Source organism: Solirhodobacter sp., assembly GCF_964715405.1.
Map to the genome: position 1 here is coordinate 73,039 of NZ_CBAICG010000001.1, position 26,119 is coordinate 99,157.

General features: G+C 68.2%; 25 protein-coding genes and 1 pseudogene. 8 read left to right on the forward strand and 18 right to left on the reverse strand.

Going from position 1 to position 26,119, the window contains the following annotated elements; genetic code table 11:
- Position 1 precedes the first annotated feature (1 nt).
- From AC11WY_RS00325 to AC11WY_RS00340, 4 genes are all read left to right on the forward strand, one after another.
- On the forward strand, positions 2-424 hold the full coding sequence (locus AC11WY_RS00325; protein ID WP_482921329.1) for a GlcG/HbpS family heme-binding protein: 423 nt from the start codon (positions 2-4) through the stop codon (positions 422-424).
- A 118-nt stretch (positions 425-542) separates the two neighbouring features.
- Positions 543-1,100, forward strand: a complete 558-nt coding sequence (locus AC11WY_RS00330; RefSeq protein ID WP_482921331.1) for a papain-like cysteine protease family protein — start codon at positions 543-545, stop codon at positions 1,098-1,100.
- A gap of 131 nt (positions 1,101-1,231) precedes the next feature.
- Positions 1,232-2,011 (forward strand): gamma-glutamyl-gamma-aminobutyrate hydrolase family protein, encoded by a 780-nt coding sequence (locus AC11WY_RS00335; protein ID WP_482921333.1) that lies wholly within the window; start codon positions 1,232-1,234, stop codon positions 2,009-2,011.
- Positions 2,012-2,083: 72 nt separating this feature from the next.
- Entirely contained in the window at positions 2,084-2,608 is a 525-nt protein-coding gene (locus tag AC11WY_RS00340) for a flavodoxin domain-containing protein (protein ID WP_482921336.1), read from the forward strand.
- A gap of 149 nt (positions 2,609-2,757) precedes the next feature.
- Here AC11WY_RS00340 and kynU read toward each other — a convergent pair whose 3' ends face one another.
- The 7 genes from kynU to AC11WY_RS00375 form a co-directional block, all read right to left on the reverse strand.
- The gene (gene kynU, locus AC11WY_RS00345) at positions 2,758-3,951 is read right to left on the reverse strand and encodes a kynureninase (protein ID WP_482921338.1); all 1,194 of its coding nucleotides are present in this window, start codon (positions 3,949-3,951) and stop codon (positions 2,758-2,760) included.
- Between the two features lie 179 nt (positions 3,952-4,130).
- A complete protein-coding gene (locus tag AC11WY_RS00350) occupies positions 4,131-4,886 on the reverse strand; it encodes an SDR family NAD(P)-dependent oxidoreductase (RefSeq protein WP_482921340.1) in 756 nt (251 codons plus the stop codon).
- Between the two features lie 74 nt (positions 4,887-4,960).
- Positions 4,961-6,295, reverse strand: a complete 1,335-nt coding sequence (locus AC11WY_RS00355; RefSeq protein ID WP_482921342.1) for a cytochrome-c peroxidase — start codon at positions 6,293-6,295, stop codon at positions 4,961-4,963.
- Positions 6,295-7,914 (reverse strand): phospholipase C, encoded by a 1,620-nt coding sequence (locus tag AC11WY_RS00360; RefSeq protein ID WP_482921344.1) that lies wholly within the window; start codon positions 7,912-7,914, stop codon positions 6,295-6,297. The genes AC11WY_RS00355 and AC11WY_RS00360 overlap by 1 nt, the downstream gene beginning before the upstream one ends.
- Positions 7,915-8,024: 110 nt before the next feature.
- Positions 8,025-8,672, reverse strand: a complete 648-nt coding sequence (locus tag AC11WY_RS00365) for a peptidoglycan-binding domain-containing protein (RefSeq protein ID WP_482921346.1) — start codon at positions 8,670-8,672, stop codon at positions 8,025-8,027.
- Between the two features lie 62 nt (positions 8,673-8,734).
- Positions 8,735-9,130: an OB-fold nucleic acid binding domain-containing protein gene (locus tag AC11WY_RS00370; RefSeq protein WP_482921348.1), complete on the reverse strand. Its 396-nt coding sequence runs from the start codon at positions 9,128-9,130 to the stop codon at positions 8,735-8,737.
- Positions 9,131-9,169: 39 nt separating this feature from the next.
- Positions 9,170-9,781 carry a sulfotransferase family protein gene (locus AC11WY_RS00375; protein ID WP_482921350.1) on the reverse strand — a complete coding sequence of 204 codons (612 nt, stop codon included), beginning with the start codon at positions 9,779-9,781 and terminating at the stop codon, positions 9,170-9,172.
- 121 nt (positions 9,782-9,902) lie between these two features.
- On the opposite strand from AC11WY_RS00375, the gene AC11WY_RS00380 reads away from it, so the two are divergent.
- Positions 9,903-10,226, forward strand: coding sequence for a 2Fe-2S iron-sulfur cluster-binding protein (locus tag AC11WY_RS00380; RefSeq protein WP_482921352.1), 324 nt, complete (start codon positions 9,903-9,905; stop codon positions 10,224-10,226).
- 13 nt (positions 10,227-10,239) lie between these two features.
- On the opposite strand, the gene AC11WY_RS00385 is transcribed toward AC11WY_RS00380, so the two are convergent.
- The 3 genes from AC11WY_RS00385 to purD all read right to left on the reverse strand — a co-directional run bounded on the left by AC11WY_RS00385 (position 10,240) and on the right by purD (position 12,635).
- On the reverse strand, positions 10,240-10,608 hold the full coding sequence (locus AC11WY_RS00385) for a diacylglycerol kinase family protein (RefSeq protein ID WP_482921354.1): 369 nt from the start codon (positions 10,606-10,608) through the stop codon (positions 10,240-10,242).
- 7 nt (positions 10,609-10,615) lie between these two features.
- Positions 10,616-11,173, reverse strand: a complete 558-nt coding sequence (locus AC11WY_RS00390; protein WP_482921356.1) for a phosphatase PAP2 family protein — start codon at positions 11,171-11,173, stop codon at positions 10,616-10,618.
- Positions 11,174-11,372: 199 nt separating this feature from the next.
- On the reverse strand, positions 11,373-12,635 hold the full coding sequence (gene purD, locus AC11WY_RS00395) for a phosphoribosylamine--glycine ligase (protein ID WP_482921358.1): 1,263 nt from the start codon (positions 12,633-12,635) through the stop codon (positions 11,373-11,375).
- A gap of 69 nt (positions 12,636-12,704) precedes the next feature.
- On the opposite strand from purD, the gene xseA reads away from it, so the two are divergent.
- A complete protein-coding gene (gene xseA, locus AC11WY_RS00400; RefSeq protein ID WP_482921360.1) occupies positions 12,705-14,243 on the forward strand; it encodes an exodeoxyribonuclease VII large subunit in 1,539 nt (512 codons plus the stop codon).
- A gap of 73 nt (positions 14,244-14,316) precedes the next feature.
- On the opposite strand, the gene AC11WY_RS00405 is transcribed toward xseA, so the two are convergent.
- The 4 genes from AC11WY_RS00405 to ugpB form a co-directional block, all read right to left on the reverse strand.
- Positions 14,317-15,372, reverse strand: coding sequence for a sn-glycerol-3-phosphate import ATP-binding protein UgpC (locus tag AC11WY_RS00405; protein WP_482921362.1), 1,056 nt, complete (start codon positions 15,370-15,372; stop codon positions 14,317-14,319).
- Positions 15,373-16,221 (reverse strand): sn-glycerol-3-phosphate ABC transporter permease UgpE, encoded by an 849-nt coding sequence (gene ugpE / locus AC11WY_RS00410; protein WP_482921364.1) that lies wholly within the window; start codon positions 16,219-16,221, stop codon positions 15,373-15,375.
- 12 nt (positions 16,222-16,233) lie between these two features.
- Positions 16,234-17,118 (reverse strand): sn-glycerol-3-phosphate ABC transporter permease UgpA, encoded by an 885-nt coding sequence (ugpA, locus tag AC11WY_RS00415; protein WP_482921366.1) that lies wholly within the window; start codon positions 17,116-17,118, stop codon positions 16,234-16,236.
- A gap of 67 nt (positions 17,119-17,185) precedes the next feature.
- Positions 17,186-18,508, reverse strand: coding sequence for a sn-glycerol-3-phosphate ABC transporter substrate-binding protein UgpB (ugpB, locus tag AC11WY_RS00420; protein WP_482921368.1), 1,323 nt, complete (start codon positions 18,506-18,508; stop codon positions 17,186-17,188).
- Positions 18,509-18,698: 190 nt separating this feature from the next.
- Between ugpB and AC11WY_RS00425 the strand changes: the two genes are divergently transcribed.
- Together AC11WY_RS00425 and mgrA are read left to right on the forward strand one after the other, a co-directional pair.
- Positions 18,699-20,705: a VTT domain-containing protein gene (locus AC11WY_RS00425; RefSeq protein WP_482921370.1), complete on the forward strand. Its 2,007-nt coding sequence runs from the start codon at positions 18,699-18,701 to the stop codon at positions 20,703-20,705.
- A 72-nt stretch (positions 20,706-20,777) separates the two neighbouring features.
- Positions 20,778-21,806 (forward strand): L-glyceraldehyde 3-phosphate reductase, encoded by a 1,029-nt coding sequence (mgrA, locus tag AC11WY_RS00430; RefSeq protein ID WP_482921373.1) that lies wholly within the window; start codon positions 20,778-20,780, stop codon positions 21,804-21,806.
- A gap of 11 nt (positions 21,807-21,817) precedes the next feature.
- Here mgrA and AC11WY_RS00435 read toward each other — a convergent pair whose 3' ends face one another.
- From AC11WY_RS00435 to AC11WY_RS00450, 4 genes and pseudogenes are all read right to left on the reverse strand, one after another.
- Positions 21,818-22,372, reverse strand: a complete 555-nt coding sequence (locus AC11WY_RS00435; RefSeq protein WP_482921537.1) for a restriction endonuclease — start codon at positions 22,370-22,372, stop codon at positions 21,818-21,820.
- 94 nt (positions 22,373-22,466) lie between these two features.
- Positions 22,467-23,471 (reverse strand): annotated as a pseudogene (locus tag AC11WY_RS00440) (site-specific DNA-methyltransferase); the annotation flags it as partial.
- A gap of 228 nt (positions 23,472-23,699) precedes the next feature.
- Positions 23,700-24,179 carry a GNAT family N-acetyltransferase gene (locus AC11WY_RS00445; RefSeq protein WP_482921375.1) on the reverse strand — a complete coding sequence of 160 codons (480 nt, stop codon included), beginning with the start codon at positions 24,177-24,179 and terminating at the stop codon, positions 23,700-23,702.
- Positions 24,176-26,005, reverse strand: coding sequence for a M3 family oligoendopeptidase (locus AC11WY_RS00450; protein ID WP_482921377.1), 1,830 nt, complete (start codon positions 26,003-26,005; stop codon positions 24,176-24,178). Before AC11WY_RS00450 ends, AC11WY_RS00445 begins: the two co-directional genes overlap by 4 nt.
- Between the last annotated feature and the right edge of the window lie 114 nt (positions 26,006-26,119).

A 26,119-nucleotide genomic window follows, 5' to 3' on the forward strand; every position in this document is an offset into this window, starting at 1 on the left:
CATGATCCCGATCAAGAAAGCCCGCACCATCATCAAGACCGCGTTCGCCAAGGGCGCCGAGGCGGGGATGAAGCCGCTGTCGGTCGTCGTGCTCGACGCGGGCGGCCATGTCATCGCCTTCGAGCGGTCGGATGGCGCCAGCCCCGGCCGTTTCGACATCGCGCGCGGCAAGGCCTATGGCTGCGTCATGCTGGGCCTGGGCGGCAAGGCGATCCACGGCCGCAGCCAGACCACGCCCGCCTTCATCGACGCGATGAACGGGCTTTACGGCGGCCGGTTCGTGCCGGTGCCGGGGGGCGTGCTGGTGCGAGACGCGCGCGGCACCGTCATCGGCGCCGTCGGTGTCACCGGCGACACCTCCGACAACGACGCGGTGGCCGCCTGCGCGGGCATCGAGGCGGCGGGCTTCACCCCCGAAGCCTGAGGGGGGCCGCGCAAAGAGGCACGGCGGCGCTGCCGGGCGCGTTGTCCGGCGCGGCCGGATGGGGTATGATCATCGCACGTTGAGCGTCGATCATTTTCATGTCCTTTCAAGGTGCGCCATGCCCGCCATCAATTACACCGTTCCCGGCCTCATCGTGCCGGTCATCCAGCCCTCCAGCATGAGCTGCTGGGCCGCCATGTTCACGATGATGTATTCGTGGCGCAACCAGGTCTCGATCCCGATCGCCACGGCGGTGGCCACGCTGGGGCCCGAGTATGCGAAGTGCTTCAAGGACAACACCGGCCTGCCGATCGAAGCCAACCGCGCGCTGGCCGAGACGGCGGGCATGACCGCCGAGCCGCTGATGAACCCCTCGATCGAGGGCTGGACGGCGCTGTTGCAGCGCAACGGCCTGCTCTGGACCAGCTACGGGTGGCAGGCGCGCGGCCCCGACGGGCTGACGGTGACGCGCGAGGGGCGCCACATCATCATCTTCTACGGCATCGAGGGCGACGGCACCGGCGCGGGCACCAACATCAAGTACATCGACCCCTCGGACGGGCTGTCGCACACGATGACGGTGGACCAGATGGTGCAGGGCCACGAGACCGGCTTCACGCTGCGCCCGTTGACCGACCAGCAGTTGCAGCAATTCTCGCAGATCATGCACTACTGATCGCGCCAGCAGCGCAAAACCGCACAATTTTGCGACACCTGCCCCCACGAACAGCGATTGTGCGCGATTGCCCCCTCGACCCACGCCGCGGCCGCGCCTATCTTTTTTGCCAAAGAGGCGGGGTAACAACCATGACGCGGCCCGTGGTCGGCATCATCGGCAACATGACCATGCTCAACGAGACCTACCGCGTTCACGCCGGAGGTCTGATGAACAGCCACGCGGTGGCCGAGGTGGCCGAGTGTCTGCCGCTGATCGTCCCGGCCGATCCGCATTTCGTCACGGTCGACGAGTTGATGGACCGGTGCGACGGGTTCCTGCTGACCGGCGGGCGCCCCAACGTGCACCCCTCGGAATACGGCGAAGAGGAAACCGAGGCGCACGGCACCTTCGACCGCTGCCGCGACGCCATCACCCTGCCGCTGATCCGCGCCTGCGTCGAGCGTGGCCAGCCCTTCCTCGGCGTCTGCCGCGGCTTTCAGGAGGTGAACGTGGCGATGGGCGGCACGCTCTGGCCCGAGATCCGCGACCTGCCGGGGCGAATGAACCACCGGATGCCGCCCGACGGCACGCTGGACGAGAAATTCGCGCTGCGCCACATGGTCAGCTTCACCCCCGGCGGGGTCTTCGCCCGGCTGCTGGGGGCCGATGCGGTGATGACGAACTCGCTGCACGGCCAGGGGATCAAGACGCCGGGCAGCCGCATCGTGATCGACGGCACCGCCCCCGACGGCACGCCCGAGGCGATCTATGTGAAGGACGCGCCCGGCTTCACCCTGTCGGTGCAGTGGCACCCGGAGTATAACGCAGCCGCCGATCCGGTCTCGCGCCTGCTGTTCCACGCCTTTGGCGAGGCCGTGCGCGCCTGGGCCGCGCGTGGCCTGGCCGCGCCGGCGCGGCTGCGTGCCTGACACTCCGGTTGATCTGACGCAAGGCGCCGGTGCCGGTTCCGGGCAACGATGCCCGGCAGAAGGGATACCGCCATGCGCATCGCCATCATCTACGCCAGCACCGACGGCCAGACGCGCAAGATCGCGCGTTTTGCCGCCGACCGCCTGACGGACGGCGGCCACAGCGTCGAATTGCTGCCCGCCGCCGAAGCTGCCGACGTCGACCTTGCCCGCTTCGACGCCGCGATCCTTGCCGGGTCGGTGCACATGGGCGGGTTTCAGCCCGCGCTGGTTGCCGTCGCCCAGGCGCAGGCTGCGGCGCTGGCGCGGATCCGGACGCTGTTCCTGCCGGTGTCGCTGTCGGCCGCGGGGACTGACGCGAAGGACTGGCAGGGCCTGCGCGAGATCGTGGCCAGGTTTGCGGCCGACACCGGCTGGACGCCCGGCCGCACCGAACACGTCGCGGGCGCCTTCCGGTTCACCCAGTATGATTTCTTCCGGTCCTGGGCGATGCGCTGGATCGCGGCGCAGAAGGGCGAGACGGTCGATCCCCACGCCGACAAGGAATACACCGACTGGGCGGCCCTGTCCGCGCTGCTGGCGGACTGGGCGGCCTGAGCGCGCCTGCCACCGTGGCGACGGGGGGCTGTCTGCCCCCCAGCCCGCCCACAAGGCGGGCGTTCTTCGCTGGAAATCCTCCAGTGGAGGATTTCCGAACGCTCATCACCCCCCGAGATTATTTCCGCCAAGAAGAATGGGCAGAAGCGTCAGGTGACGCGGGCGCGCACCTTGTACTCCGGCTGGTCCCAGAGCGCGCCGCCCATCACCTCGGCCAGGATCGCCACGGCGCCATCCACCTCGGCCTCGCCGATGTAAAGCGGCGTGAAACCGAAGCGCAGGATGTTGGGCGCGCGGAAGTCGCCGATCACGCCGCGCGCGATCAGCGCCTGCATGATCGCGTAGCCCTCGGGGTGGCGGAAGCTGACCTGAGAGCCGCGCGCCGCAGGGTCGCGCGGGCTGGCCAGTGTCAGGCCGGGGCAACTGGCCTCGACCCGCGCGATGAAACGTTCGGTCAGCTCGATGGAGCGGGCGCGCACCTCGGCCATGTCGGCCAGATCCCAGATGTCCATCGCCGCCTCGAGTGCGGCGAGTTGCAGGATCGGCGGGGTGCCGACGCGCATCCGCTCGATCCCGCGGCCGGGGCGGTAGGCAAGGTCGAAGGCGAAGGGGGCCGCGTGGCCGAGCCAGCCGGACAGGGCGGGCCGCGCCACCTCGGCATGGCGGGGGGCGACGTAGATGAAGGCCGGGCCGCCAGGGCCCGCGTTCAGGTATTTGTAGGTGCAGCCCACCGCGAAATCGGCGCCGCACCCGGCCAGGTCCACCGGCAGCGCGCCCGCCGAATGCGCCAGATCCCAGACCGTGAGCGCGCCCACCGCATGGGCCTTTGCCGTAAGCCGCGCCATGTCGTGCTTGCGGCCGGTGCGATAGTCGATCTCGGTGATCATCGTGACCGCGACCGTTTCGTCGATCGCCGCCTCCACCTCCTCGGGCGCCACCGTCTTGAGCGCATAGCCCTGGCCCAGCGTGCGCACCAACCCGTCGGCCATGTAGAGGTCGGAGGGGAAGTTGCCGGTGTCCGACAGGATCACCCGGCGGGCGGGGTTCATCTCCAGCGCCGAGGCGAGCGCCTGGTAGACCTTGATCGACAGCGTGTCGCCCAGCACCACCGTGCCCGGCTCCGCCCCGATCAACCGCCCGATGCGCAAGCCCAGCCGCGACGGCAGTTCCATCCAGCCGGCCTTGTTCCAGCCGGTGATCAGCATCTCGCCCCATTCGGCTTCGATGGTGCGGGCCACCCGCGCGGCGGCCGCCTTCGGCAGCGGCCCCAGCGAGTTGCCGTCGAGGTAGATCATCCCCTCGGGCAGGTGGAACAGGATTTTGGTCGCGGCGAAATCGGTCATCGATGGGCCTCCCTTGCCGGGTCACAAAGGCCAGCGGCCCGGTCAATGTCAAGCCTGCGCCCGGTTTCTTCCTGGCGCAAATACTCCCGCCGGAGGCGCGCCGCACGGACGCGGCGCCCGGCCCAACGGGGCGAAGGCGCGGGCGGAGCCCGGGTCCGACGCCCGGCGGGAGAGCCCGTTCAGGCCTGTCCGCCAGTGATCTCGATCGCCTGGCCGTTCACGCTTTCCGAGCCCGGCTCGCACAGCCACAGCGCCGCCGCCGCCACCTCCGCCGGCGCGATCAGGCGGCCGTGGCGGTTCGCGCTGATCATCATGTCGCGCGCCTCGTCGGGGCTGATCCCGGCGCGCTCGGCGATCGACTCGCTGTTGCGCAGCACGATGTCGGTGTCGGTGTAGCCGGGGCAGAGCGCGTTGAAGGTGATGCCGGTGCCAAGGTAGTCCTCCGACAGCGCGCGGATCAACCCGATCACGCCGTGCTTGGAGGCGGTATAGGCGGGCGCGCCTTTCAGCCCGCGCAACCCGGCCACCGATGACACGGCGATCACCCGGCCCCAGCCTTCGGCGCGCATGCCCTGCAGGCAGTCGCGGATCGTCAGGAATGCGCCGTCGAGGTTGGTCGCCATGATCCGGCGCCAGAAGCTCAGTTCGGTCTTGTGCAGCGCGCGGCCCTCGGCGATGCCTGCGTTCGCGACGCAGATGGTGATCGGCCCCAGTTTGCGCGTCGCCTGCTGGATCGCGTTGGTGATCGAGGCTTCCACCGTCACATCCATCATCACCGGGTTCAGGCCGTGGATATCGCCCGCCTGTTCCAGCACATTGTCGCGCCGCCCGGTGATCGTCACCTGCGCGCCCGCGCGCGCCAACGCCTGCGCGATGGCCAGACCGATGCCCGTTCCGCCGCCGGTCACCAGCGCGTGCCTGCCGTCAAGGCTCATGGTCCGCATCCCTCCCGACCCATGACCGCGACGTTAGCCGTTTGTTCCGGCACGTCAACGTCTTCTGGTCATGGTCAGGGGTGCCAGCCATCGGTCAGCGTGGTCAGGAATGCGGTGATGTCGGCTACTTCCGCCTCGCTCAGCGCGGGGGCATCACCCGCGTGCCGGTCGAGCGGCGCGTCGATCCGGTCGATATTGCCCCGGAACGCGGGCGGCAGGTCGTTGTAGGCCGCGACCGTGCCATCGGCGGCGCTGGGGTAGATGCGCGCGGGGGCGGTGTCGCGCAGGGTGTAGAAGCGCACCGCGTCGGCCAGATGGGTGTAGACCCCGTTGTGGAAGAACACATGCCGGGTCGCCACGTTGCGCAGCGTCGGCGTCTTGAACAGGCCGCAGCCGGTGGCCGCGGGCACATCCGTGCGCAAGGGGCCACAGAGGCCGAGGTCGTGATAGGCCGGATCGGCATTGGCCGGAATGCCCGGGCTGCGCGGCACGGCGAGCGCCTCGAACTCGAAATCGGTGAACAGCGGCGGCTTGCCGTCGGCCGAGGGCTTGTCGAGGTGGCAGGCGGCGCAATTGCCCTTGGTCGGCGCGTCGAACAGCGTCAGGCCGCGCGCCTCGGCGGCGGTCAGCGTGGCCTTGCCCGCCAGATAGGCGTCGTATTTGCTTGAATACGGGTGGAACGAGACATCCTCGACCTCGAAGCGGGCGATGGTATAGGCAGCCTCGTCCGCCGTCATTTTCGGGTCTTTCAGCACCTGCGCGCCGAACAGCCGCCCCAGCCGGTCGCCATAGCTGGCGACGATCCTGGCGGCGAGCGCGGGCAGATCGCCATTCGCCATCTCGAACGGCGACAAGAGCGGCCCCAGCGCCTGTTCCTGCAGGGTATCGGCGCGCCCGTCCCAGAACATGCCGCCGCGCGCCACCTGCGCGGCCGAGGTGTCGCCCGCCTTGGGCGCGGTCACCTTCATCGCCACCACGAGCTTGCCGATGGCATTGCCCGCGTCGAGTTCGGAAATGTCGCTGGTCTCGGCCACCGCGATCGGCGCGGCCTCGGCGGCCTCGCCGGTGGCATCGGCGGGGCCGATGGAAAAGGGTGGCGAGGTCGCCTTGTAGGTCAGGGTCGGCACGGCGCGAACGCCAGGCTGATCCATCCCCGGCCCGCCGACTTGCACGGCAAGCTCGTTGGACGGCGCGTAATGGTTCGCCGGGTCGTGGCAGAAAGCGCAGGACATCACGCCCGAGCCCGACAGCGCCGGGTCGAAGAACATTGCGCGGCCCAGTTCGGCCACCGCGCTGAGCGGCGGCGCGGCATCGGCGAGGCCACCAACAGGCGCCGCCGCCGCGAGCGCGAGACCCGCGACGGCGGCAGACAGGCGGCGGCGCGCCAGGGGCAGGCCGCCGCGCATCATCACTTTGCCGCCCCGGTGGCGGGATCGAGGGTCAGCATCGCGGTCTGCGGATGGGCCCAGTCGAACATGCCGTTGATCGACCCGGCGATCGCGTCGAACGAGCCCTGGCCAAGGCGCTGCCCGCCCATCCAGTTGTCCTCGATGAAGCGCATCACGCTGGTCTGGTCGGTGACGGTATGGTCGACGTAGTTCGCCCGCGCGTAGGGCGAGACCACCAGGAACGGCATCCGCGTGCCATAGCCGCAGCGGCCCTGCACCGGCTGGCCGAAGACCCCCGGCAGCGGCGTGCCGGTGCCGCAACTGTCGCCGGTCAGCACGTCGTAGCCCTTCACCGGCAGGTTCGACGGGTTCACCACCGCATGGGAGTGGTCGTACCAGCCATCCGAGTCGTCATAGGCGATGACGATCGCGGTGTCCTTCCAGAACGGCGAGGCTTGCAGCGCGTTCACCGCCTGCACGACGAATTCCTGTTCGTCCAGCGGGTCGGAATAGCCCGCGTGGCCGTCCTGATAGGCGGCGGCCTTCAGATAGCTGACGGCGGGCAGGTTGCCCGCGGCCAGCGCGGCGTAGAAGTCGGTCATGTCGTACTGGTGGTTCGCGCCGCCGTCGCTCGCGGTGCCGATCACAGCCACCGAGGCGGGCCGGGTGTGGGTCGGGTTCGCGGTCGAGGGGTAGTACTGGAACGGCTGGTGATGCGGAATGTAGTCGCCCGATTTGACGTTGATCAGCGCCGAGGTCGTGGTGCGGCCGCAGCCGGTCGTGCCGTCGGCGTTGGTCGCGGTCAGATCGAAGCCGCCCTCGAAGAAGCCCCAGGTGATGCCCCTGTCGTTTAGCATGTCGCCGATGTTGCGCCCGATCATCAGCGCGGTGGGATACTTCGGGTTCGAGCACAGGTCTCCGGTGGGGTCGAGGTCCGAGATCATCGTCCAGTTGCCGTTGCCATCCGGCACCACGCGGCCACCATCGTAGGTGCCGTCCTTCTCCAGCGCGTAGCCGGGCGGCAGCGCCATGCCGTTGGTCTGACCCGAAATCAGGTTGATCGCGCCCGGCGTCGAGGGGCCGAAGGTGGTCGTGAAATTCGCATCGCTCATCGCGTAGGCCTGCGCGTAGGCCCAGAGCGCGGTGACGGTGTTGCCGTCATAGTAGCCCATCACCTGGCCCTTGGTGCCGAAGGCGCCCGCGCTATCCTTGGTGCCCTTGCCGGTCATCTTCGGGAACAGGTCCATCCTGAAGCCGTCATAGGCGGCCTGCTCGGCGGTATAGCCGTGGTTCTGGTCGGCGGTCCCGACCTGCGTGCGGTCCAGCCGGAACGGCCCGGAGGCATCTGCGCCGTTGTTGGCGCCCGCGTTGGGATTGGTGTCCAACAGCCCGGCATGGGCCAGCGTGTCGATGTCTGCGGGCGTATTGGCGGCGGCGGTGAAGGCAGGCTCGCCCGCCGGGTTCGCGGCCTTGGGGTAGGTCGCGAAGTAATGGTCGAACGAGACGTTTTCCTGAAAGATCACCACGAGATGCCTGATCGGCGTGGCGGTATTGGCGGCGGTATCGGCCTGGGCCTGCAGGGCAAGCAGCGCAAGAACGCTGCAAGCCGCCAGCGGGGCGCGGAAAGCGGTTCGCATCATGGGGACTCCTTCGGAATTGGCGTTGGCGCCGGGACGGACGTGCCAAAGGAGTGTGACAGGCCGGTGAAATCGGCCACGCACGATTGTGTGAGGCCACCCGGCGCCCCGCCTCAGGGGTCCTGTTCCACCGGGTGTTTCACCACTGGGATTGGGATCGGGGCCGCATCCGGCGCGGGCGTGTCGTCCAGCGCCCCGGCGACCGCTTGCGGCTGGCCCAGATCGTAGCTGACCAGCCCCAGTTGGCGCGCCGCGGCGAGCGACAGAATCTCGCTGTCCAACCCCTGCGAGGCCTGATAGCGCCGCAGCGCCGCCCGCGTCGGCGCATCCATCACGCCGGTCAGCGGCCCGTGGTAATAGCCCCGCGCCAGCAGCGCGCGTTGCAGCGTGCCAGTGAATTCGGGCGTCATGTCCTCGGGGCAGGGGCTGCGGAACCAGACCTGCTGGCGGTCCTGCACGATCTTCTGCCGCGTCACCGTCTGGTACACCGCCGGGGTTGCCGGATGGCCTGCCGTCGCCGGTTGTCCCGGCGTGACCAGATCATGTTCGGTATCCGTCTCGAACACCGCGGGCGTCACCGCATCGGCCCAGCACGCGCCCGGTTTTGACGCGGGCGGGGTTTTCGCGTTCGAGTGGATCAGTTCGCCCGCCAGCGAGGCGGGGCCGGGCGGGCCCGAGGTCATCAGCGGGTCGCCGGGTGCGGCGGCCTCGCAGCCAGCCAGCGCCAGCGCCAAGCCGAGGGGAACAAGAAGGCGGATCATGCGGCGCGGAACTCCTGCCCGGTTTGCGGCACGTTAGCGGGTTGTGCCGGTTCGCGAAAGGGTCACGGCTGGTCGCCTGCGCGGGTGCCGTCGGGGCGGAAGCCGGGGCGCAACAGTTCGTCCAGCAGATGCGACATATCCTCGATCTCTTCGGCCACCACATGCACCACGCCCGCCTCGCGCTGCAGCCGCCCGGTGACGCGCAGAAGGCGCCCGGCGATCACCGCGCGGCGAAAGCGTTCGAACACCCTGGCCCAGACCACGATGTTGCAAACGCCCGTCTCATCCTCCAGCGTGACGAAGATCACGCCCTTGGCGGTGCCGGGACGCTGGCGCACCAGCACCAGCCCGGCCACGGCGACCCGCGCGCCTGCCGGCGGCTCGTCCAGCCGCGCGGCGGGCAGACAGGAAGGGGGGCGCGGCCAGCGGCCGGGCGGGGGCGAGCGATCGGCGAACATGCGAACGAATGTAGAACATGCGCCCCCGTCGGGCAAGGCTCAGGTCCGCTTTCCGGTCGCGTGCCGGACGTTGAAGGCTTCGGCCGTGTTGCCGTGCGGGTAGGTCACATCGGGCACCGGCACGTCCAGATGCGCACAGAGTGGCGCCCAGCCATCGCCCAGGCGATGTACCAGGAGCCGCCCCGGCGGCACCTCGGCCAGCACGGCCTCGACATTCGCGCGGTAGAGCGCAAGCGCGTGTTCGCGTTCACCCATGCGGCCGTCGAACACCTGCCTCTCGATCAGCGCCTTTCCAACTGAAGCCAGATCGTCGCTGCTGCTCAGTCCCTTCAGGATCGTGCGGGAAAAGCTCTCCCACCAGCTTTCGGCGCTGCGCCAGGTCAGGATGACCCTTGCCTCGGGGTAAACCCCGATCAGTTCGCGCCAATAGGCGGCCGAAGGCCAGTCCACGCAGGCGACATACCCCTCGAACAGGCTCTCCCAATCTTTCGGCCCACCTGCCACCATTTCCCGCCAGCGCTGCTTCTGCACCGGGTTGTCGATCACTTCATACATGTGGTGACAGGGCCCGAAGCCGAGGATCGTCAGCGCCTCGCGCATCGAATCCGTCCCGGTTCGCCCGAATCCCGTCCCGATCACCTTAAGCACCATGCCAGCCTCCCCGCTGTTTCCGGCATGCTGCGCCGCCCGGTCCGCAAACGCAACAGAGGGGTGGAAGGCCCCCCGAAGCTGCGCTAGATAGCCCGGGACACGCGGTTTCCGGGGACGAAGAATGGCCAAGATCACCTATGTCGAATTCGGCGGCAAAGAGCATGTCGTGGACGTCCCGAACGGCCTGACCGTGATGGAAGGTGCGCGCGACAACGGCATCCCGGGGATCGAGGCCGACTGCGGCGGCGCCTGCGCCTGCTCCACCTGTCACGTCTATGTCGATCCGTCCTGGGTCGGGAAACTGCCCAAGAAGGACGCGATGGAAGAGGACATGCTCGATTTCGCCTGGAACCCCGACCCGGTCCGCTCCCGCCTGACCTGCCAGATCAAGGTCTCGGCCGCGCTCGACGGGCTGAAGGTCTTCATGCCCGAAAAGCAGATCTGACGGCGCGGGCAGTTTACCCGGTGCCGGTCCCGAAAACGTAGGGCCAGAACACCAAGACCCCGACGCAGGCCGCACCGACCGCGCAGATCAGCACGGCCGCCGCCGCCACATCCTTGGCGTCGCGGGCCAGCGCATTCCACTCCGGGCTCGCCAGATCGACGAGGCGTTCCAGCGCGGTGTTCATGGCTTCGGCAGACAGAACGAGCGCGATGGCGAAGATCAGGATGATCCAGTCGCCGGCGCGCACCGGCAGATAGGCCGCCACGCCGATCACCAGAACCGCGACGCAGAGGTGGATCACCGCATTCGGCTGCCGGACGAGAACCCCCAGCCCGCGCGCAGCGTGCCTGAAGGAGGCGGTTCTGGCCCGAAGGGATCCCATGCCGCAGTCAGAAATGCTGCGTATAGGTGATGGCCGCGCCCCCGGGTGCGGGGCCGACGTTTAGCTGCGAATTCTGCGACGTGGTGAAATACTGCGCCAGCCCCCAGCCAAGCGCCGCACCGGCGATCACGTCCCGCGCGTAATGCTTCCTGGCCTTCACCCGAGCGATCCCGGTCAGCGCCGCCGCCCCATAGGCCCAAGGCACAAACTGCGGGTACTCGTCGCCGTACCGGATCGAGAAATAGGTCGCCGCAGCGAAGGCGACCGCCGCGTGTGCGGAGGGAAATCCATCGTTGCCCGAACCGTCGGGCCGACGCTCGTGCACGGTGGCCTTGAGCGCCTCGGCGGCCAGGAAGGTCGAACCGAACGTGAACAGAAGCTGCTTGCCGCCAGTGGCATCGGACCGCGCAACCGTCGTCCCCGCCGCCAGCGCGCCGAGGCCGAGCACAAGGACCGTGGAGCCCTTGTCCCAAAGCTTGGTATCCGCTCGGGCCGGAACGGGCGCCAGACCGTTTGCGGAGATTGCGAAAACCAGACCTGCACTGGCCAGTGAAACGCGCCTCATTCCAAATCTCCTTCACCTTGCGGCCCGGGTCGCCCTCCGCTCAGGGCCTCAAATCACGGCGGCGCGTCTGTCCTCGCACCAAAACGGACAGGGATTTCACGCAATCCCCGATTTTTGCAGTTCCGACGCCACAGTAGCGGCGTGTTTCCGAAACGGATAGCCGAAACAGTCGCGGATCGTCGCGCGACCTGCACGCGCGTCAGAGCGCGCGCCAGCCGATGTCGCGGCGGCAGAAGCCCTCGGACCAGTCGATCGCGTTGACCATCGCGTAGGCCCGGTCACGCGCCTCGCGCAGCGTCGCGCCGCGGGCGGTGACATCCAGCACCCGGCCGCCATTCGCCACCAGCACGCCATCCCGCGCCGCCGTTCCGGCATGGAACACCATGTGGAAGCTGTCCTCGGGCAGCGCGTCAAGGCCGCGGATCACGCTGCCCCTGGCATAGGCACCCGGATAGCCCTTTGCCGCCATCACCACACTCAGCGCATGGTCGTCGGCCCAGTTCACCCGGGCTTCGGCCAGCCGCCCCTCGGCGCAGGCCAGCAACAGGTCGAGCGCCTGCGCCCCCAGGCGCATCATCAGCACCTGGCATTCCGGATCGCCGAAGCGGACGTTGTATTCCACCAGCCGGGCGCGGCCGTGCTCGATCATCAGCCCGGCATAAAGCACGCCCCGGTAGGGCGTTCCGCGCCGCGCCATCTCGGCCACCGTGGGGCGGATGATCTCGGCCAGCACCTGGTCGACGATGGCATCGGTCAGCACCGGCGCCGGGGAATAGGCACCCATGCCGCCGGTGTTCGGCCCGGTGTCACCGTCGCCGACCCGCTTGTGGTCCTGCGCGGTGCCGACCGGCAGCGCCGTCTCGCCGTCGCAGAGCACGAAGAAGCTCGCCTCCTCGCCCGCCATGAAGGCCTCGATCACCACCTCGGCCCCGGCCGCGCCCAGCGACCCGCCGAACATGTCCTCCACCGCCGCCACCGCCTCGTCCACCGTCAGCGCCACGACGACGCCCTTGCCGGCCGCCAGTCCATCCGCCTTCACCACGATCGGCGCGCCCTGCGCCCGGATATGCTCCACCGCCGCGGCGGCTTCGGTGAACCGCGCCCAGGCCGCCGTCGGCGCCCCGCAGGCATCGCAAACCTCCTTGGTGAAGGTCTTCGACGCCTCCAGCCGCGCCGCCGCCGCCGAGGGCCCGAAGGCCAGGATGCCCGCCGCCGCCAGCGCGTCCGACACCCCCGCCGCCAGCGGCGCCTCGGGCCCGATCACCACGAAGTCGATCGCGTTCTCGGCGGCGAAGGCAACCACCGCGGCACCATCGAGCACGTCAAGGTCGGCGCATTCCGCCGCCGCCGCGATCCCGGCATTGCCCGGTGCCACGATCAGCCGGTCGCACTTGGGGTTCTGCGAAATGGCCCAGGCCAGCGCATGTTCGCGCCCGCCGCCGCCCAGCACCAGGATGTTCATGCCCCGTCCCCTTCCGCTTGCCTGCCGCGCGTTCTAAGGTCAGCGCGACCGGATCACAAGCGAGCCGCCATGTCCGACCTGATCGACATTGATGCCCCCGGCAACGCGCCCGAATTCACCGTGTCCGAGCTGTCGGGCGCGATCAAGCGCACGCTGGAGGGCGAATTCGCCCATGTCCGTGTGCGCGGCGAGGTCGGCCGGGTCTCGCGCCCCGCCTCGGGGCATTTCTACTTCGACCTCAAGGACGACCGCAGCGTGATCGCCGCGATTTCGTGGAAAGGCCAGGCCGCCCGCCTCACCGCGAAGCCCGAGGAGGGGATGGAGGTCATTGCCATCGGCCGCCTGACCACCTTCCCCGGCCAGTCGAAATACCAGTTGATCGTCGACGACCTGATCCCCGCCGGGGCCGGCGCCCTGATGGCGATGCTGGAGAAACGCAAGGCCATGCTGGCGGCCGAGGGGTTGTTCGACACCGCCCGCAAGGCGATGATCCCCTACCTGCCCGACGTGATCGGCGTCATCACCTCGCCCTCGGGCGCGGTGATCCGCGACATCCTGCACCGTCTGCGCGACCGCTTCCCGCGCCATGTGCTGATCTGGCCGGTGGCGGTGCAGGGCGCCGCCTGCGCGCCCGAGGTCGCCGCCGCCATCGCCGGGTTCAACGCCATCGCCCCCGGCGGCCCGATCCCGCGCCCCGACCTGCTGATTGTCGCGCGCGGCGGCGGCAGCCTCGAAGACCTCTGGGGCTTCAACGAGGAAATCGTCGTCCGCGCCGCCGCCGCATCGGCCATCCCCCTCATCTCCGCCGTCGGGCATGAGACCGACACGACGCTGATCGACTATGCCGCCGACCTGCGCGCCCCCACCCCCACCGCGGCCGCCGAACTGGCCGTTCCGGTCCGCCTCGAACTGATCGCCGCACTCGACGCCTTCGCCGCCCGCCAGAGCCACGCGCTGAGCGAGGGCCTGTCCCGCCGCAGCCAGCGCCTGCGCGACCTCGCCCGCGCGCTGCCGCGCCTCGATGCGCTCACTGCCTCGCCCGGCCAGCGCCTCGACCTGCTGTCCGAACGCCTGCCGAACGCGCTGGCCCAGACCGCGGCCCGCAAGCGCACCGCCTTTGCGCAAACGGCCGCCCATATCCGCCCGCGCCTGCTTGCCGACCTCGCCGCCCGCCTGCGCGAACGCCTGACCGCCCGTGCCGACCGCCTGGGCCCCGCGCTCGCGCGCCCGGTCCAACAGGCGCGCCGCGATCTTGACCGCCTCGGGCTGCGCCTCCAGCCCGCCACGCCCGCCCGCGATGCTGCCCGCGCCCGCGCCGACCTCGACCGGCTCAGCCTGCGCCTGACCCGTGCCGCCGCCGCGCAGACCGAAGGCTGGCGCACCCGCCTCGACGCGCTCGACCGCATGCGCCAGACGCTGGGCTATACCGAAACCCTGAAACGCGGGTTCGCCGTGGTCCGTGCCGAAGGCACCGTCGTCACCACCAAAGCCGCCGCCGAAACCGCCGCGAGCCTGGAAATCGAGTTCCAGGACGGCCGCCTCACCCTCGGCGCCCGCCCGGCCCGCAAACCCAAGGGCGAGCCGCCGACGCAGGGCAGCCTGTTCTAATTCTTCCGTTCGGAAGTATCCTCGGGGGGTGTGGGGGGCAGACAGCCCCCCACCGCCAGCCCCGGATGTGCCCTCAGCCGATCCGCTTGCCGGTAGCCCCATCGAACAGGTGCAGCGCCCCCGGCTCCGGCGCGAGCCACAGCAGCCCGCCGACCTCACCACCGGGGGGCAGGGCGCAGACGAAGCTCTGCCCCTCCACCCGGCCATGCACCAGCCGCTGGGCGCCCAGCTCTTCCAGATAGGCGACCTTCAGCGGGATTGCCCCCGCGGTTCCGGCGGGCACCACACGCAGATCCTCGGGCCGCAGGCCCAGCGTCAGCTTGCCGTGGGCGCTCACCCCCTCGGGCAGCGCCACCACCGCCGCGCCGATCCGGGCCATCCCGCCGCTCGCCTCTGCCGCCAGCAGGTTCATCGCGGGCGCGCCGATGAAGGCCGCGACGAAGGCCGAGGCGGGGCGGCGGTAGACCTCCAGCGGGGTGCCGACCTGCTCGATCCGGCCGACGTTCAGCACCACGAGCCGATGCGCCAGCGTCATCGCCTCCAACTGATCATGCGTGACATAGATCGAGGTCGTGCCCAGCCGCGCCTGCAACTGCTTGATCTCGCCACGCATCTGCACCCGCAGCTTGGCGTCGAGGTTCGACAGCGGCTCGTCGAACAGGAACACCGCCGGTTCGCGCACGATGGCGCGGCCCATCGCCACCCGCTGGCGCTGCCCGCCCGACAGCGCCTTGGGCTTGCGGTCGAGGTAGGGCCCGATTTCCAGAATCGCCGCCGCCTCGGCCACCCGCCGTGCGATGTCGTCGCGCCCCATGCCGCGGTTCTTCAAGCCATAGGCAAGGTTCTGGCGCACCGACATGTGGGGGTAAAGCGCATAGTTCTGGAACACCATCGCGATGTCGCGCTCGGCGGGTTCGACCTCGTTCACCACGCGGCCGCCGATCCGGACGGTGCCGTGGCTGATCCCCTCCAGCCCCGCGATCATGCGCAGCAAGGTGGACTTGCCGCAGCCCGACGGCCCGACCAGCACCAGCAATTCGCCATCCGCGATGGCCAGGTCGATGGCGTGCACGGCGGCGACATTGCCCGCATAGGTCTTGCCGACGCCCTCAAGCGTGATCGCGGCCATTCACTTCTCCGTCTCGATCAGGCCCTTGACGAAGAGCCTTTGCATGAGGATCACCACCAGCACCGGCGGCAGCATCGCCAGCACCACCGCCGCCATGATGAAGTTCCACTGCGGGGTGGAGTCGGTCACGTCGGCCATCCGCTTGATCCCCGCCACGATGGTGTAATAGCGCGAGTCGGTCGTCACCAGCAGCGGCCAGAGGTACTGGTTCCAGCCGTAGATGAAGAGGATCACGAACAGCGCGGCGATGTTGGTGCGGCTCAACGGGATCAGGATGTCGCGGAAGAACTTCATCGGCCCGGCGCCGTCGATGCGGGCGGCGTCCAGCAACTCGTCCGGGATCGTCATGAACACCTGCCGGAACAGGAACGTCGCGGTGGCCGAGGCCATCAGCGGGATCGACAGCCCAGCATAGCTGTTCAGCATGCCCAGATCGGCCACCACCTTGAAGGTTGGCACGATGCGCACCTCGACCGGCAGCATCAGCGTGATGAAGATCGCCCAGAACGCCAGCGTGCGGAACGGAAAGCGGAAGTAGACGATGGCGAAGGCCGACAGGATCGAGATCGCGATCTTCCCGATCGCGATCGACAGCGCCATGATCAGGCTGTTCATCATCATCAGCCCCAGGGGCGGCGCACCCGAGGATGACAGGCCCACCCCCAGCATGGTCGCGTAGTTTTCCACCGCGTGCGGGCCGGGCAGCAAGGGCAGCAGCCCGGACTGGAAATCGAACGGCGCGCGGGTCGAGGCGATCAGGGCGATGTAGACCGGGAAGGCCACCAGTGCCACGCCGAGGATCAGCACGGCGTGGGCGAGGAAATTCAGGAACGGGCGGTTCTCAACCATGTGCGGCCCCCATCAGTACTGCACGCGGCGTTCGATCCAGCGGAACTGGATCACCGTCAGCGCGATCACGATCACCATCAGCACCACCGACTGCGCCGAGGACGAGCCGAGGTTCAGGCCGATGAAACCGTCGTTGTAAACCTTGTAGACAAGGATGTTGGTCGCCTGCGCCGGGCCACCCTGGGTGGTCGCGTGGATCGTCGCGAAGGTGGAAAACATCGCGTAGACCACGTTCACCACCATCAGGAAGAACGTGGTCGGCGACAAGAGCGGCAGCGTGATGGTCCAGAACCGCTTGGCCGGGCCTGCGCCGTCGATGGCGGCGGCCTCGCGCAGCGATTGCGGGATGGAGTGCAGCCCGGCGACGAAGAAGAGGAAGTTGTAGCTGATCTGGCTCCAGCCGGCCGCGACCACCACAAGGATCATCGCATCGGTGCCGTTCAGCGAATGATCCCAGTGATAGCCGACCCGGTCGAGCAGATAGGGCAGCAGGCCGATGGTCGGGTTGAAGATGAACCACCACATCACCCCGGCCACGGCGGGAGCCACCGCATAGGGCCAGACCAGCAGCGTGGTATAGGCCGTTGCCGTCCTGATCATCCGGTCCACCGCCAGCGCCAGGATCAGCGCCGCGCCCAGCGACAGCAACGTGACCGCCACGGTGAAGACCACCGTGACCTTCAGCGAATTCAGATAGTCCGGGTCGGACAGCAGCGCGGTGTAGTTCGCCAGCCCGACGAAGGTCGTCTTCAGCCCGAAGGCATCCTCGCGCTGAAAGCTCTGCACCACGGCCTGCCCGGCGGGCCACAGAAAGAAGATCGCCGTCACCGCAAGCTGGGGCGCCAGCAACAGATACGGCAGCAGCTTGTGGCGGAAGATCGTGCGCTTGGTGTCCATCGTTGACCTTGCAGGAACGCGACAAGCCCGCGTGCGGTGACGCGGGCTTGCCGTCGGCCGGGGCCGGTTACTTGTTGGCGGCTTCGAACTGCGCGATCAGGTCGTTGCCACGGGCATCGACGGCGTCCAGCGCCTGTTGCGCGGTCTGCGACCCCGCCAGCAGCTTCTGGAACTCCTGGTCGATGACGTCGCGCACCTGCACGTAGTTGCCGAACCGCAGCCCCTTGGAGTTGTCGGTGGGCGGGTTCAGGGTGATTTCCTTGATCCCGACATCGGCGCCCGGCGTCTTGTCATAATAGCCCTGCGACTTGCTCAGGTCATAGGCGGCCAGGGTGATCGGCAGATAGCCCGAGAACTGGTGCCAGTCGGCCTGCACGGCGGCCGACGACAGGTAGGTCAGGAAGCTGGCGACGCCCTGATACTCGGCCTTCGGGCGGCCTTGCAGCACCCAGAGGGTGGCCCCGCCGATGATCGAGTTCTGCGGCGCGCCCGTCGTGCCGGCATAGTAGGGCATCATGCCATAGCCGACCTCGAAGGTCTTGGCGTTGGCCACAACACCCGCGCGGCTGGCGGACGAATTCATGTACATCGCACACTCGCCCGAATAGAACTTCGGCGGCGCGTCGTTGCCGCCGCCCGGCCCGCCGTATTCGAACACGCCGGATTTCTGCCAGGTCGCGAGGTCGTCCCAGTGTTTCACCAGCAAGGCGTCCTTGGCATAGGTCAGCCGCGCGTCCATGCCGCCGATGCCGTTCTGCAGGGTGCCGATCGGCTGGTTGTGCCAGGCCGAGAAGTTCTCGGTCTGCACCCACGAGATCCAGCCCGAGGTGAAGCCGCACTTGGCCGCGCCCGACTCCATGATCTTCTTCGAATCGGCGACCACGTCCTCCCAAGTCGCGGGCGGCACGTTCGGGTCCAGCCCCGCCTTCTTGAAGGCGTCCTTGTTGTAGTAAAGCATCGGCGTCGACGAGTTGAACGGCATCGACAGCATGTTGCCGTCGGCGTCGGTGTAATAGCCGACCACGGCGGGCAGGAATGCCTTGGGCTCGAACGGCGTGCCGGTGTCCTTCATCAGCTGATAGACCGGATAGACGGCGCCCTTGGCGGCCATCATGGTGCCGGTGCCGACCTCGAAGACCTGCACAATGTCGGGCTGCTGCTTGGCGCGGAAGGCGGCGATCGCGGCGGTCATCGTCTCGGGGTATGACCCCTTGTAGGTCGCCTCGACGGTGTATCGGTCCTGGCTCGCGTTGTAGCCGGCCACGATCTGATCCAGTTTCTGGCCCAGTTCGCCGCCCATCGCATGCCACCAGGTGATGGTGGTGCGGGCGCTCGCGGCGCTCAGCGACCCTCCGAGCATCAGGCCTGCGATCAAAATCTTCCGCATCATTGCGGCTACTCCCGATTTGGTTGGTGAACGCCGTCACCCTTAGGCTGACGACGCTACAGGATTGCGCTCGTTCCGTGTAGCTTTTGTAACGCCTGTACCGCGCTTTCGAACGTGCGTCCTGACCCCGCGCGGGATCGCCCCGTCGCCGCACCCGCGCGGCAGCCCTTGCGGAACGGCGGGATTTGCACGAATGCTCACGGCCGAAATGACCCACTTGTTCAACGCCATCATCGATATGCTGGCCGCGCACCCCGCGCTGGCGCTTGGCATCGTTTTCCTTGTCGCCATGGGCGAGGCGCTGCTGATCGTCGGGTTGTTCGTGCCCTCGACCACCGTCCTTGTCGGTGCGGGCACGCTGATCGGCGTGGGCGAGCTGCCGTTCTGGCCGGTGTTCCTGTTCACCGTCGCGGGCTGCGTGGCGGGTGATGCGGTCTCCTACTGGGTCGGCTGGCGCTACAACGAGCGCATCCGCCTGGTCTGGCCGTTCAGCAGATACCCGTCGGTGATGACCCAGGGCGAGGCGTTCTTCAACCGCTACGGCGCGATGAGCATCTTCATCGTGCGCTTCATTCCGGGCGCCAAGGCGGTGGTGCCCGCGATCGCCGCTATGGCCGGGATGCGCGCTTTCGAGTTCACGGTGATCAACATCGCCTCGGCCTTCGTGTGGTCGGCGGTGCATATCCTGCCCGCCATCGCGCTGGGCCGCGGCATCCGCGTGGCGCATCTGGCCGACCCGCGCCTGATGATCCTTGTGGCGGTGGTGGCGGTGGTGCTGGTGCTGGCCTGGTTCGCGACCCGGCTGGCCTATTTCATCCTGCTGCCCCGGCTGGATCGCGCCCGCCGTGCGCTGGTCGAACGGCTGGCCCCGAACTCAGCCGCCTGGGCGCAGGGGGCCGTGCGGGTGCTGGAAAACCGCGACGGTCTGTTCGTGACCTTCGTCCTTGGCCTGCTGGCGCTGCTGGCGCTGCGGGTCTTTGTCTACGTCATCGCCGCGCTTTTGCTGGCGCAGGGCCTGCTGCGCTCGGATCAGGCGATCAGCGCCTTTGCCCAGACCCTGCGCGACGAGACGGTGACGCACTGGATGACGGCGATCACCATGCTGGGCGATGGCCGGGTGCTGGTGCCGATCCTGGTGATGCTGGTCGGGCTGTTCGCGCTGCGGCGCCAATGGGGCGTGGTGGGCACCATGCTGGCCGCCGCCTTCGCCGCCGCCGGGTTCGAGCCGATGCTGGCCACCCTGCTGTCCCGTGTGCCGCCGGGGTTTGGCCCGCTGGATGCCGGGCGCGCGCAGGTGACGGCGATCGGCAACATCGCCCATGCCACGGTGGTCTACGGCCTGCTGTCGCTGTTCCTTGCCCGTGCCGTGCCGCGCAGCTACCAGGTGGCGGTCTACCTTGCCACCGTGCTGCTGATCGCGCTGATCGCGGTGTCGCGCATCTATCTGCTGTCGCACTGGCCCAGCGACGTGCTGGCGGGGCTGACTTTCGGCACCGCGCTGGTGCTGGTCACCGCGTTCCTGCTGCACGGCCGGGGTGTGCAGGTGCCGCGCCGGGGCCTTGCCGTGCTGGTCGCCGTCACCGTGCTGGGCGTGATCCCGTCGCACCTGATCCTGGGCTATCCGCGCGCGCAGCGGGCCTATGCGATCTCGACGCCGGTGGTCGATCTCGCCCGCGCCGACTGGCTCGCGGGCGGCTGGCGTGATCAGGCCCCGGCGCGCATCCTGCTGGATGGCGACTACGGCGAGCCGATGATCCTGCAAAGCGACCGCGCCTTGTCCGACCTCGTGCAGCCCTTCCTGCACGCGGGCTGGGCGCTCTCGAACGCCTCGCAACTCGACTCGCTTCTGGGCGCGATCCTGCCCACCACCGAGGGGCTGGCCCCGCATTCGCCCTGGCCGCTGACCCATGTCGGGCGCACGCCGGTGGCGACGCTGTTGAAGCCGGTGCCGGGCACCCCCGCGCGCCGCTATGCGCTGCGGGTCTGGGACAGCGGCGTGGTGATCACCGATGGCGGCGCGCGGCATCCGCTGCTGCTCGCCTCGGTCGCGGGCGAGGAGCTTGACCCGGTCACGCTGGGCTGGTCGCTGCTGGAACCGCTCGACCTCGACGAGGCCCAGACCGCGGTGATCCGCGCGGCGGCGGCGCAGGTGCTGGGCGTGCCCGATCCGGGGCAGGGGCCGCTGCTGGCGCCGCGCTAGGCTGGCGCCGCCTCTGGCCTTGGCGCCGCCCGCGCATTAGGCTTGCCCCGACCCCGACCGGAAGGACACCCGATGACCTGGACCCCCGCCGCCACCCGCTATGACAGCATGATCTACCGCCGCTGTGGCAAAAGCGGGCTCAAACTGCCCGCGATCTCGCTTGGCCTGTGGCACAACTTCGGCCACGACACGGCCCATCAGGTCAAGCGCGACATCTGCCGCACCGCCTTCGACGCGGGCATCACCCACTTCGACCTGGCCAACAACTACGGCCCGCCGCCCGGCAGCGCCGAGGAGGCGTTCGGCGAGATCCTGCGCACCGATTTCGCGGGCTACCGCGACGAACTGATCATCTCGTCCAAGGCCGGCTATGAGATGTGGGACGGCCCCTACGGCGAATGGGGCAGCCGCAAATACCTGATCGCGTCCTGCGACGCCTCGCTGAAACGCATGGGCCTTGATTACGTCGACATCTTCTATTCGCACCGCTTCGACCCCGACACGCCGCTGGAAGAAACGATGGGCGCGCTGGACCAGATCGTCCGCTCGGGCCGCGCGCTTTACGCCGGCATCTCGTCCTACAACTCGGAACGCACGCGCGAAGCGGTGGCGATCCTGCAAGACCTCGGCACCCCCTGCGTGATCCACCAGCCCAGTTACAACATGATCAACCGCTGGGTCGAAACCGACGGGCTGAAGGCGACGCTGCGCGAGCTTGGCATCGGTTCCATCGCCTTCACGCCGCTGGCGCAGGGGATGCTGACCGACAAATACCTGAAAGGCATCCCCGAGGGCAGCCGCGCCAGTCAGGGCACATCGCTGATGAAAAGCTGGCTGTCCGACGAGGCGATCGGCAATATCCGCGAACTGAACGCCATCGCCACCGCGCGCGGCCAGACCCTGGCGCAGATGGCCATCGCCTGGGTGCTGCGCGAGGGCGGCATCACCACCGCGCTGATCGGCGCCTCGCGCCCGTCGCAGGTCACCGATTGCGTCGGCGCGCTGGGCAACCTGAGCTTCACGCCCGAGGAGCTTGCCGCCATCGACCGCTGGTCGGATGCGGGCAACGTCAACCTCTGGCAGCGCTCGTCGGATAGCTGAGGCCGCCGCTGCTACAGGTCCAGCGCCCCCTGCGCGCCGCGGTCGGTTTCCTTCGCGGCGCGCTTGAAGCCGTCATCGCGCCGCGCGGGCAGTTGCACCGCGCGGTCGCGCAGGTGCATCGCGTCCTCGATCGTCACGATCTGGATGCGCGGCACCGGGGCAAAGCCCGGCAGTTCGAACTGCCCGGCCCCCGCCGCCTCCACCACCATGTGCTTGGAGGGTTCGGTCAGCGTCAGGAACACGCCGATCCCCGCCCCCTCGCGCTCGATCACCCCGCGCAGGTCGCGGATCATGTGGACGCCCACATTGTCGCCCGCCTTCACGCTGACGATCGCCCGGCCCTCGTGTTTCGCACCGAAATAAAGGTTGCCGTCGATCCCCTTGTCGGCGCCCTTCTTGCTCAGGTTGCCGGGCTGCGCCGCGATCAGCGACAGCGCCCATTTCTCGAACTCGAAGTAGTAGGAAGTAGTAGTTCTTGTCGTCGCGCCCGCGCGCGGCAAGGTTGCGCGCGCCGTCGATATCCTGCGGCACGCCGTGGGTGGTGAACTGCACCCCCTCGAAGGCATCGCGCAGCCGCTTTTCGATCAGCCCGATGGCCAGATGCGTCACGTCGATGCCGATCCACTGCCGCCCCAGCTTCTGCGCCGCATGCACCGTGGTGCCGCAACCGCAGAACGGATCGAGCACCACATCGCCGGGGTTGGACGAGGCGTTGAGAATCCGCTCCAGCAGCGCCACGGGCTTCTGGGTGGGGTAGCCGAGGCGTTCTTGGGCTTGGGAGTTGAGGGGAGGAATGTCGGTCCAGACCGTCCCCATCACGCCGCCCTCTTGCTCATTCAGGTAGCGTTTTAGTCGGGGCCGTTTGCTTACGTCAGGATTTCCTGCCGCATCCGTTGGATACCATACGCGCCCATCGGCGTCGAGTTTTGTCATTGTTTCAAGGGAGTAGCGCCAACCCTTTTGGGGAGATTCATGGCCTCTCCACTCATACATCATATTCGGGCGCGGATTTGGGCTGGTCATGTTGTCCAGCATGTAGGGGCCGCGCCCATCCTTGTCGTCGCTGCGATACTTACTCGAAATATAGTCCGCGGAGTGCATCTCACGCGGCGTATTCCAAGTGAATTTTGCCGGGTTCTTGGTGTAGAAAAGAATTATGTCCGACACTCTGCTCCACGTCTTGCTGTCGCTGTGCGTCGTCGTGCGTTTCCAGTTGATTTCATTCTGATAACTCGTCGCCCCAAACACCGCATCCAGCAAAATCTTCAGGTAGTGGCTCGCGGTCGGGTCGCAGTGCAGATAGAGGCTGCCGGTCGGTTTCAGCACCCGGTGCAGCTCGATCAGGCGCACCGCCATCATGGCGAGGTAGGCCATCATGTCGTTGTCGCCCAGAAAACTGCGGATCGCCCGCAGCATCGTGCTCGCCGCCGCATTGCCGCCCCGCATCACATCGCCGAACGCCGCCTCGGCGCTGTCGTTCCAGTGCCAGGTGTCGTCGAACGCCTCGATCTGTGCCGCGCTGTCGCTGCCGGTCGGGCCCTTGAACAGCACGTTGTAGCTGGCGTTACTGTTGAACGGCGGGTCGAGGTAGATCAGGTCCACACTTTCGGTCGCGATGCTGTCGCGCAGCACCGTCAGGTTGTCGCCGTAGTAAAGGTGGTTCATCCGGCCCGCGCCCCGCGTTTGCCCCGGTCTCGCACGGCGGGGTTACGCTCAGGTTAACCACGCCCCGGCGGCCCGGCCAAGCCCGAAGGCGCGCGGGCGGAAGGCGGTGCTAACGTCGGTGTGGTTTCGGTGCGGTTTCGGTGTGGTTTCGGTATCCCGATTTCGCCGCCTTCCCAACGGCTTGCGCGCCCTTCGCCCGGCCGCCGCCCGCGCTTCGGCGCGCCGCGTTTACGCCCCGTTAAGCGCCATCCGCAAAATATTCTGCGGCCCCGACCGGCCGCCGAGCCAGAGCGCGCCGGTATCGGCAAAGCCCGCCTTCAGATAGACCGCCCGCGCGCCGGGGTTGCGTTCGTTCACCGTCAGCACCAGGCTTTCGACGCCGGGATAGGCGTCGGCCATCAGCCCGCGCAGCCCCGCCATTGCCGCCGTGCCGATCCCCTCGCCCTGCCGCGCGGCGTCGATCAGCACCGACCGCAGCCCCGGCTCGCCCGGCCGCGCGAAGTCGTGCGCGGCGGCAAAGCCTTGATCTATCACCAGAAACCCGACGATGTCGCCGTGCCACAGGATCGCCCAGGCGTCCTGACCTTCGGGCAGCGCGGCCAGCCGGGCGCCCGGATCGGCGGTGAACTGATCCTGCCCCGGTGCCATCGTCAGATGGTCGATGCGCGCCCCGTCGTCTGGCGCAAGTCGTTGAAAGGAAACGCTCACCCCTCCATCGCCTCCAGTTCGTCGATGAAGCCCGCGATCATGCTCAGGCCCTTGTCCCAGAACTTGGGGTCGCTGGCGTCGAGCCCGAACGGGGCCAGAAGCTCCTTGTGGTGCTTCGATCCGCCCGCCTTCAGCATGTCGAAATACTTGTCCTGAAAGCCCGGCGTGCCCTCGGCGTAAACCGCATAAAGCGCGTTCACCAACCCGTCGCCGAAGGCATAGGCGTAGACGTAGAACGGCGAGTGGATGAAGTGCGGGATGTAGGCCCAGAAGGTTTCATAGCCGTCCATGAACTCGAACACCGGGCCCAGGCTTTCGGCCTGAACGCTCATCCACAGCGCGTTGATGCCATCGGGCGTCAGTTCGCCATCGGCGCGGGCGGCGTGCAGTTTGCACTCGAAATCGTAGAACGCGATCTGGCGCACCACCGTGTTGATCATGTCCTCGACCTTGCCCGCCAGCAGCGTCTTGCGCTCGGCCGGGGTTTTCGCCTGATCCAGCAGGCGGCGGAAGGTCAGCATCTCGCCGAAGACGGAGGCGGTTTCGGCCAGCGTCAGCGGGGTGGAACTGAGCAGCTCGCCCTGACCCGCCGCCAGCACCTGATGCACGCCGTGGCCCAGTTCATGCGCCAAGGTCATGACATCGCGGGGTTTTCCGAGGTAGTTCAGCATCACGTAAGGGTGCACCGTGGTCACCGTGGGGTGCGCAAAGGCGCCCGGCGCCTTGCCCGGCTTCACGCCCGCGTCGATCCAGCCGCGCTCGAAGAACGGCTGCGCGATCTCGGCCATCCTGGGCGAGAAGGCCCCGTAGGCGCCCAGCACGGTCGCCTTCGCCTCGTCCCAGCCGACCAGCCGGGGCGTTTCGATCGGCAAGGGGGCGTTGCGGTCCCAGACCTGCAATTTCTCCAGCCCCATCCACTTCGCCTTCAGCGCATAGTAGCGGTGCGAGAGCTTGGGATAGGCCGCCACCACGGCATTGCGCAGCGCCTCCACCACCTCGGGCTCGACGTGGTTGGCAAGGTGGCGCCCGGTCTGCGGGGTGGGCATCTTGCGCCAGCGGTCCTCGATCTCCTTCTCCTTCGCCAGCGTGTTGTGGACGCGGGCGAAAAGCTTGACGTTACGCTCGAACACCACCGCCAGCGCACGCGCCGCCGCCTCGCGTTTCGCGCGGTCGGGGTCGGTCAGCAGGTTCAGCGTGGCTTCGAGGTTCAGCGGTTCCTCCTCGCCCTTCACGTCGAACATCAGCCCCGCCATCGTCTCGTCAAAGAGCTTGTTCCAGGCCGAGGCGCCGACCGAGGACTGGTCGTGGAGGAGCTTTTCCAGCTCATCCGACAACTGGTAGGGCTTCATCGCCCGCATCCGGTCGAACACCGGCTTGTAGCGGGCAAGGTCGGCGTTCTGCGCCAGCAGGCCCGCCAGATGGGCCTCGTCCAGCCGGTTGAACTCCAGGCTGAAGAACACCAGCGGCGTGGTGGCGTCGGTGATCGTCTCCTGACAGTCGCCCATGAACTTGGCGCGCTCGCTGTCCATCGTGTTCTGGTAATAGCGCAGGCCCGCGAAGGACATGATGCGCCCGGCGGTGATGTCGATCGCCTCGTACCGCTGCACGCAGGCCAGCAGGGCCGCCGCATCCAGGTCGGCCAGCTTGCCCTCGTAATCGGCGGCGAAGTCGCGGCAGGCGGTTTCGACCCAGGCGATGTCGCGCTCGAGCTCGGGCGCGTCTTCGCTGGTGTAGAGGTCGGTCAGATCCCAGTCCGGCAGGCGGCCAAGCGATCCGCCGCCGCTGGCGTTGGCATCGAAGACGGGGCGGGAAACTGCGGGCGTCATGGCAACCTCATGGCTTGTTCGCCCCATCTTGGCCCGCAGGGTGGCGGGGTGCAAGGTCGGGGTCGCCCAGGCGTATGCCTCATTTTTGGGCAGACGCCCGCCTTTGTCGCCCGG